Origin of the sequence: Mangrovactinospora gilvigrisea (genome assembly GCF_001879105.1) — a bacterium.
In the GTDB taxonomy this organism is placed as follows: Bacteria; Actinomycetota; Actinomycetes; order Streptomycetales; family Streptomycetaceae; genus Mangrovactinospora; species Mangrovactinospora gilvigrisea.
In genome coordinates, this window is sequence record NZ_MLCF01000069.1 from 21268 (window position 1) to 30288 (window position 9021).

Consider the following 9021-nt stretch of genomic DNA (forward strand, 5'->3'; position numbering starts at 1 on the left):
TCTCATGGAATTGTGCTCCTGTACTACCGGTACGACCGGCCTACCCGGATGAATGGTGGCATGCCGGATCGCCGCCCGGCGGGGTGCGGTGCGCTTTTCCGGGACAACCGGGGGTGGGGGTAGTCCTTCGGGAGGGTGAACGGCCGCCCCGGGGCGGCATGATGACCCCTATGGATCAGCCGACGGAGTACGCGGAGCGCGTCCTGGAGACCGCCGAGGCGATTCCCGAGGGGCGCGTGATGACCTACGGGGACGTCGCGGAGTACCTGGGGCAGGGCGGTCCGCGGCAGGTGGGGCGGGTGATGGCGCTCTTCGGCGGGGGCGTCCCGTGGTGGCGCGTGGTGCGGGCCGACGGCCGCCTGCTGCCCGGCCACGAGACCGAGGCGCTCGCCAACTACCGCGCCGAGGGGACGCCGCTGCGCACCCCGGCGACCGACCGCGAGACCTACCGGCTCGACATGCCGCGGGCGCGGTGGGACGGGGAGCCGGCGCCCGACTGAGGAGTCCATGGGATAGGGCATCGCCGCATGCGCGGTTCCGCAACCCTGGTCCCCCCTGATCGGAGCAATGGGCGAACCCGCGGCCGGGCGCTGCCCCGACGGGGTGACAGGCGGTGCCGATGGGGGTTACCGACGCGTTCGGGCCGGAGGTGTCGGTGGTGCGGCCAATACTGGGGGGACGCGTGGTGCCGCACGCACCACGGCCGCCGTCCCCCGAAACCGGAACCCCCGCACGTGAGCCCCGAAACCGCCGCCCCGGCCACCGCACCGTCCCTTCCCGCCTCCGGCGCCACCGCGACGGGCCGCGCCTACCGCCTGGTCCGCGCGCCGATCGCGGCGCGGCCCGCGCCGCGGCTCGACCCGTACCAGGAGGCCGTCGCCGCCCATCCGGGCGGGCCGCTGCTGGTGCTCGCCGGGCCAGGCACCGGCAAGACGACCACGCTGGTGGAGGCGGTCGCCCGGCGGACGGAGGGCGGCACCGCGCCCGAGCGGGTGCTCGTCCTCACCTTCGGCCGGAAGGCCGCGGGCGAGCTGCGGGAGCGGCTGGGCGCGCGCGGGCCGGCGGCCGCGCTGGTGCCCGTCACCACCTTCCACTCGCTCGCCTACGCGCTCGTGCGGGCGCACCAGGATCCCGAGCTGTTCGCCGAGCCGCTGCGGCTGCTCTCCGGCCCCGAGCAGGACCTGATGGTGCGTGAGCTGCTCACCGGCGAGGCGGAGGCCGGCGCCGCGGAGGGGCTGGTGCGCTGGCCCGACGAGCTGCGCGCGGCGCTCACCACCCGCGGGTTCGCCGACGAGGTGCGGGCCGTGCTGGCCCGCACCCGCGAGCTGGGCCTGGGCCCGGCGGCGCTCGGCGGGTTCGCGGCGCGCGCGGGCCGTCCCGACTGGCGGGCGGCGGCGCAGTTCCTCACCGAGTACCTGGACGTCCTCGACCAGCGCGGCGTCGTCGACTACGCCGAATTGATGCACCGCGCGGTGCTGCTCGCCGAGCAGCCGGAGGTGCGCGAGCGGCTGCGCGGCGCGTACGACGCGGTCTTCGTCGACGAGTACCAGGACACCGACCCGGGGCAGGTGCGGCTGCTGTCGGCGCTCGCCGGGGACGGCCGCGACCTGGTGGCGGTGGGCGACCCGGACCAGTCGATCTACGCGTTCCGCGGCGCGGACGTCAACGGGATCCTCGACTTCCCGGAGCGCTTTCCGGCGGCGGACGGGCGCCCGGCGCCGATCCGGGTGCTGCGCGTGAACCGCCGCGCGTCGGCGGCGGTGCTGGACGCGGCCCGCCAGGTCGCGGCGCGGATGCCGCTCGGCCGGCTGCCGGCCGCCGCGGCGCGCGCGCATCGCGCGCCGGTGGCGCTGCGGGAGACGGAGCCGGGCGGGGCGCGGAGCGCTTCCTTGGAAGGGCGGTGGCGGGAGACGGAGTCGGGCGGGGCGCGAAGCGCTTTCCCGGAAGGGCGGTGGCGGGTGACGGAGTCGGGCGGGGCGCGGAGCGCTTCCTTGGAAGGGCGGTGGCGGGAGACGGGTGGGCCGGTGGAGGCGTACACCTACCCGACGCCGGGCGCGGAGGTCGACAACATCGCCGACCTGCTGCGGCGCGCGCACCTGGAGGAGGGGGTGCGCTGGTCGGACATGGCGGTGCTGGTGCGCGCCGGGGGGCGCTCCATCCCGGTGATGCGGCGTGCGCTGACGGCGGCGGGCGTCCCCGTCGAGGTCGACGGCGACGACCTCCCGCTGCACGCGGAGCCGGCGGTGGCCCCGCTCCTGACGGCCCTTCGCGTCGCCATCGACCCCGACGCGCTGACCGCCGAGACGGCCCGCCAGCTCCTCACCTCCCCCCTCGGCGGCCTCGACCCCTCCGACCTCCGCCGCCTGGGCCGCGAACTCCGCGACGAGGAGCGCAGCCCCGAAGGGGCCGCGGCGAGCGGTGCGGGCGAAGCGGAGCCGGACCCCGTCGGGCCCACCGCGGACAGCGAGATCGACGCCGGGCCGGACCCCACCAGGGGCGCCGGGAACTGCGCGAGTGAGGGGGACCGACCGGATGCCGCCGAACAACCCCTCGCCGACATGGCGTACGCGACCGACGACACACCCGCCCCCGCGCAGGCCGGCGTCGCCGTCCCGCCCGCCGAGGAGCTCGTCCGCCGGGCGCTCGCGGAGCCGTCCCGGCTCACCACGCTCGAACACGGCCGCGCCGCCCACCGCCTGGGCACCCTCCTCCTCGCCGCCCGCCGGACGCTCGCCGAGGGCGGCACCGCGTACGAGGCCCTGTGGGCCCTGTGGGACGGCACCCCCTGGCCGCAGCGCCTGGAGCGCGCCGCGCTCCGCCGCAGCGCCGCCGCCGACCGCGACCTCGACGCGGTCTGCGCGCTCTTCGAGACCGCCGAGCGCAGCGAGGTCCGCACCGGGCACCGCGGCGCCCTCAACTTCCTCGCGGAGCTGGAGGCGCAGGACATCGCCGCGGACACGCTCTCCCGGCGCATCGTCCGCCCCGACGCCGTCCGCCTGCTCACCGCGCACCGCGCCAAGGGGCTGGAGTGGGAGCTGGTGGTCGTCGCCTCCGTCCAGGAGGGCCTGTGGCCCGACCCGCGCCGCCGCGGCTCCCTCCTGGACGCGGACCGGATCGGCCCGCGCGGCCTCTCCGAGCCGCTCACCCCGGGCGCGCTGCTCGCCGAGGAGCGCCGGCTCTTCTACGTCGCTGTCACCCGCGCCCGCAGCCGCCTGGTCGTCACCGCGGTGGCCGCCGCCGCGGAGGACGGCGACCGGCCGTCGCGGTTCCTGGAGGAGCTGGGCGTCGAGCCGGTCGCCATACCGGGCCGGCCGCGGCGCGCCCTCTCCGTCTCCGCGCTCGTCGCGGAGCTGCGCGCCGCCACCGTCGACCCGGCCGCCGCGCCCGAGCTGCGGGACGCCGCCGCGCGCCGCCTCGCCAAGCTGGCCGCGCTGGAGGACGAGGACGGCTTCCCGATGGTCCCCGCCGCGCATCCGGACCGCTGGTGGGGGCTGGCCGAGCCGACCCGCAGCGAGGTGCCGGTGCGGGATCCGGGCGAGCCGGTGGCGCTCTCGCCCAGCGCGCTGGAGCAGTTGAGGGAGTGTCCGCTGCAGTGGTTCCTGCAGAAGGAGGCGCGCGCCGACCGCCCGTCGACCGCGGCGCAGGGCTTCGGCAGCGTGGTGCACGCGCTCGCCGACGAGGTCGGCTCCGGCACCACGCCCGCCGACCTCGACGTCCTCCTCAAGCGGCTGGACACGGTGTGGGACGCGCTCGCCTTTGACGCGCCGTGGAAGTCGGTGCAGGAGCGGGAGGAGGCGCGGGGCGCGCTGGAGCGGTTCGTGCACTGGCACGTCGCCGAGCGGGGCCGCTCGGAGGCGGGCACGGAGCACCCCTTCGACGTGACGCTGAGCGCGGGCGGCACGCGGGTGCGGATCCGCGGGGTGATGGACCGCGTGGAGCGCGGCGACGCGGACGGCCTGGCGTACGTCGTCGACTTCAAGACCGGCAGGAACGCGCCGAGCGGACCGCAGGTCGCGGAGCATCCGCAGCTGGCGGTGTATCAGCTCGCGGTGCGCGAGGGCGCGGTGGACGACCTCCCGGCGTTCGCGGCGGGCCGCCCCGAGCCGGGCGGCGCGGAGCTGGTGCAGCTCCGCAAGGAGGCGTCCAAGCAGCACCCGGAGCTCCCCAAGGTCCAGCGCCAGGACGCCCCCCTCGACGGCCCCGACACCTGGATCGAGCGCCTGCTGACCGAGGCCGCCGGCCGCGTCCTGTCCGAACGCTTCGGCCCCAGACTCGGCGACCGCTGCGGCACCTGCTCGGTGAAGCGCGCCTGCAGCGAACAACCGGAGGGCCGGCAGCTCATCGACTGAACCGGGAGGTAACGGTTCCGTCAACAACGCAATGCGCGTGCAACGTGCGGCCTGCCGGCGAGTCTTGTCGGACGGGACGGCCGCCTGGCGCCGCTCCCTCCGCGACCCACCTCCGGGAGCAGCACCTCCATGCCCAGACGCCTCGCCGCCCTCGCCGTCCTGCCCGTTGCGGGCGCACTGCTCGCCACCGCGGCCTGCGGGAGCTCCGCAGGCGCCAGGAGCGACGCCTCCGGCGGCGCCGAGAAGCCCGCGGCCAAGCCCTCCGCCGCGGCGAAGCCCGCCGACAACGGGGTTGCCGCGCTGCCGGCGGCGGAGATCGTCAAGAAGGCGCAGCAGGCGATGGCCGGCGCCGGGGCGTACCGGATGACCGGCTTCATCACGGACGAGGGCAAGCGCGGCAGGAACGACCTGCGCGTCACCACCGCCGGCGACTGCGTCGGCACTGCCAGCGTCCGGGGCGGCACCGGCACCCAGGTGATCCAGATCGGCAAGGAGGTCTGGGAGAAGCCGGACCGCGCCGCCTGGGCGAGCTCGCAGGACCCCAAGGCCGAGGCGAAGGCGAAGGGCCGCTGGCTGCACGGCACCACGATTGATGACGCGCTGACCGCCGTCGCGCCCGAGTTCCTGATGTGCGCGATGGCCGCCCGCATGGGCACGGCCCAGGACGACGGCGGCGCCACGTTCACCAGGGCGGGCCGCGGCACCGTCAACGGCGTCCCGGTCGTGGTGGTCAAGGCGGTGGACAAGGACGGCGCCACCATGCTGTCGGTCGCCACCACCGGCAAGCCCTACCTGATCCGCACCGCCAACGGCGGCAAGGACGCCTCGACGAGCGACTTCAGCGAGTTCGGCACGAAGCCGGAGATCACCGAGCCCGCCGCCGCCGAGACCGTCGAGGCCAAGGCGATCGTCCTGGCCGGCTGAGACCGGGCCAAATGTTCGGCAAATCCTCGGTCTGGTGTGCAACCAAACACCCCCTCGACGGTCCCACCATCGGAACGCGCCGGCCGGCGCGTCCCGATGACGACACGTCGGAAGAAGAAGCACCCATGACCAGGAAGTCAGCGGGGCTGGCCGCGCTCCCCGTCGCGGCGGCCCTGCTCGCCACCGCCGCGTGCGGGGGCAGCGGCAGCGGCGGTGGCGGCGGCTCGCACGCGAAGGGCGTCGCCGCGTCCCACGCCACCCACGCCGAGCCGTCCCCGAGCACCGGCGCCACCGACAACGGCGTCGCCGCCCTGCCGGCGAAGGCGATCTCGGACAAGGCGCGGCTCGCGCTGATGAACGCCTCCGCGGTGCGGGCCGTCGGCCGCGTGGACGAGAACGGCTCGCCGATCACGTTCGACCTCGACATGAGCCACGCCGGCGACTGCCGCGGCACCTACGGCGAGGGCGCCGCCCAGATGGAGATCATCAAGCTGGGGCGGGACATCTGGTCCAAGCCCAACGCCGCCTACTGGTCGAAGTCGGTCGGCGGTGGCCGAAAGGGCGCGGTCGTCTCCGAGCTCCTCAAGGGCCGCTACATCCACGGCACCACCGCCGACAAGGACATGGTGCAGATGGCCGGAGTGTGCGAACTCATCGCCGAGATGACCAAGAGCGACGACTCCGGCAGCTCCTACACCAAGGGCGCCCGGTCGACGGTCGACGGCGTCCCGGTGATCGCTGTCGAGGAGAAGGACCCGAGCTCGCCCGGCGTGATCTACGTGGCCACCAGGGGGAAGCCGTACCCCATCAAGATGGCCCCCTCGGGCCAGGGAGACCAGCGGGTGGACTTCTCGGCGTTCGGCAAGCCGGTCTCCACCGGACGGCCCCCTGCCGACCAGGTCATCGAGTACGCGAAGATCGCATCGCGGCTGCCGTCGTCCTGACGGCCCGTCCGGGTGATCCCGGTCGCGGGAGGCCGGGGCTGTCGGCAAGCGGCCGTATCGTGACCGGGTGCACCGTCCGTCCCCACTCACCTCGCCCGAGCAGCTCAAGGAGCTGCTCGGGATCCCCTTCACCGCCGAGCAGGTGCGGGCCATCACCGCGCCCGCCGCGCCCGCGGTGATCGTCGCGGGGGCGGGGTCGGGGAAGACCACGGTGATGGCCGCGCGGGTGGTGTGGCTGGTGGGCACCGGACGCGTCCGGCCCGAGCAGGTCCTCGGGCTCACCTTCACCAACAAGGCGGCCGGCGAGCTCGCCGAGCGCGTCCGCGCGGCGCTGCGCAAGGCCGGCGTCCTCGGCGCGGTGATCCCCGCGGGGCCCGGGGATCTCGGCGACGACGAGGAGCCGCCCGGCGAGCCGGAGATCTCCACCTACCACGCCTTCGCGGGACGGCTGCTGAAGGAGCACGGCCTGCGGATCGGCATCGAGCCCGGTGCCCGCCTGCTCGCCGACGCCACCCGCTTCCAGCTCGCCGCCCGCACGCTGCGCACCGCGCCCGGCACCTATCCGGCGCTCACCCGCCCCTTCTCCTCGCTCGTCACCGATCTTCTCGCCCTCGACGGCGAGCTCGCCGAGCACCTCGTCGCCCCCGCCGACCTCCGTGCCCACGACACCGCGCTGCTCGACCGGTTCGCCGCCACCGACCCGGCCGTGCGCGGCAACGCCTGGGTGAAGGACGTCCGCAAGTCCCTGGAGGCGCGGCGCGAGCTCACCGGCCTCGTCCAGCGCTACCGGGCGGCCAAGGCCGAGCGCACCATGCTCGACTTCGGCGACCAGATCGCCCTCGCCGCCCGCCTCGCCCTGGAGCACCCGGAGGTGGGACGGCTGCTGCGGGAGCAGTTCGCGGTGGTGCTGCTCGACGAGTACCAGGACACCTCCGTCGCCCAACGCCGCCTGCTCGCCGCGCTGTTCGGCGGCGGTGGCGGTGACGGCGGTGACGGCGGTGACGGCGGTGACGGCGGTGACGGCGGTGACGGCGACGGTGACGGCGATCACCGCGGGCGCCCCGGCGAGGGCGCCGGCCACCCCGTCACCGCCGTCGGCGACCCCTGCCAGGCCATCTACGGCTGGCGCGGCGCCTCCGTCGCCAACCTCGACGAGTTCCCCCGCCACTTCCCCCGCGCCGACGGCGGCCCCGCCGACCGCCACTCGCTCTCCGAGAACCGCCGCAGCGGCGGCCGGCTGCTGGAGTTCGCCAACACCCTCGCCGCGCCGCTGCGCGCCCGCCACGCCGGCGTCGAGGCGCTGCGCCCCGGCCCCGGTGCCGAGTCCGACGGCTATGTCCGCGCCGCGCTGCTGCCCACCCACGAGGACGAGATCGGCTGGCTCGCCGACCACATCGCGCACCGCGTCCGCACCGAGCAGACCCGGCCCGGCGAGATCGCCGTGCTCTGCCGGGCCGCCGCCGACTTCCCCGCGGTGCACTCCGCGCTCGTCGAACGGGACGTGCCCGTCGAGGTGGTGGGCCTCTCCGGGCTGCTCAACCTCCCCGAGGTGGCCGACCTGGTGGCCGTCTGCGAGGTGCTGGACGACCCCACCGCCAACGACGCCCTGGTCCGGCTGCTGGTCGGGCCGCGCTGGCGGATCGGCCCGCGGGACCTCGCGCTGCTCGGCCGGCGCGCCCGCGACCTGGTGCGCATCGACGACCCCGCGGACTCGGCGGACGCCGACGTCCGCCTCGCCGGGTCGGTGGCCGGCACCGACCCCACCGAGACCGTCTCGCTCTCCGACGCCCTCGCCGACCCCGGCGAGCTGTCGTACTCCGCCGACGCGCGGATCCGGTTCGCCCGCCTCGCCGCCGAACTGCGCGAGCTGCGGCGCTCGTTGGGCGATCCGCTCACCGATGTGCTGCACCGGGTGCTCGCCGCCACCGGGCTCGACGTCGAGCTGGCCGCCTCCCCGCACGCGGCGGCGGCGCGGCGGCGCGAGACGCTCGGCCGGTTCCTCGACATCGCCGGCGACTTCATGGCCTCCGCCGACCTGGACGGCGATCCGACGCTCGCCGCGTTCCTCGGGTTCCTGCGCACCGCGGCGCAGTTCGACAAGGGCATGGACGCGGCGCTGCCGGGGGCGAGCGACACCGTCAAGGTGATGACCGCGCACAAGGCGAAGGGGCTGGAGTGGGACGTGGTCGCGGTCCCGGGGCTGGTCGCCGGGGCGTTCCCGTCCGACCGGCCCCGGGAGCGGTGGACGGCCTCGGCGCATGTGCTGCCGCACGCGCTGCGCGGGGACGCGGCGACACTGCCGGACGTCGGGGAGTGGGGGCGCGCGGGGCTGGAGGCGTTCCGGCTCGATCTGGCGGAGCACCAGCGGGTGGAGGAACTCCGCCTGGGCTATGTGACGTTCACCCGGCCGCGCTCGCTGCTGCTCGCCTCGGGGCACTGGTGGGGGCCGACCCAGATCAAGCCGCGCGGGCCGTCGGAGTTCCTGGAGGAGCTGCGCGAGCACTGTGCGGCGGACGCCGGGAACGGCGAGGTGGAGGCGTGGGCGGAGGAGCCCGCCGAGGACGCGGTCAACCCGCTGCGGGAGCGCGCGGCGGCGGCCGACCGGCCGTGGCCGCTGCCGCTCGACGCGGACGCCGCGGCCCGCCGCCGCCGGGCGGCGGCCCTCGTCCGCCACTACGCCGAGGCCGAGGCCGCCGCCTCCCGCGCGGCGGACCCGCACACTGCCGCGCCGCCCCCCGCAGGCGCCACCGCCCCCGCCGGACCGGCAGACACCGCCCGCCCCCTGCCCGCCAACGCCTCCCACC

Annotated in this window: 5 protein-coding genes; all 5 read left to right on the plus strand. The window is 76.1% G+C overall.

From position 1 onward, the window contains the following. The first annotated feature begins 170 nt into the window (after window positions 1–170). The gene (locus BIV57_RS14055; protein WP_079170314.1) at window positions 171–500 is read left to right on the plus strand and encodes an MGMT family protein; all 330 of its coding nucleotides are present in this window, start codon (window positions 171–173) and stop codon (window positions 498–500) included. Window positions 501–734: 234 nt separating this feature from the next. Continuing rightward, window positions 735–4349: an ATP-dependent helicase gene (locus BIV57_RS14060; protein ID WP_419185710.1), complete on the plus strand. Its 3615-nt coding sequence runs from the start codon at window positions 735–737 to the stop codon at window positions 4347–4349. Window positions 4350–4478: 129 nt separating this feature from the next. Next, window positions 4479–5273: a hypothetical protein gene (locus BIV57_RS14065; protein ID WP_071657126.1), complete on the plus strand. Its 795-nt coding sequence runs from the start codon at window positions 4479–4481 to the stop codon at window positions 5271–5273. Window positions 5274–5398: 125 nt separating this feature from the next. After that, a complete protein-coding gene (locus tag BIV57_RS14070) occupies window positions 5399–6217 on the plus strand; it encodes a hypothetical protein (protein ID WP_071657127.1) in 819 nt (272 codons plus the stop codon). Between the two features lie 67 nt (window positions 6218–6284). Further along, window positions 6285–9021: ATP-dependent helicase (locus BIV57_RS14075; protein ID WP_071657128.1), on the plus strand; the 2737-nt coding region annotated here is incomplete at its 3' end.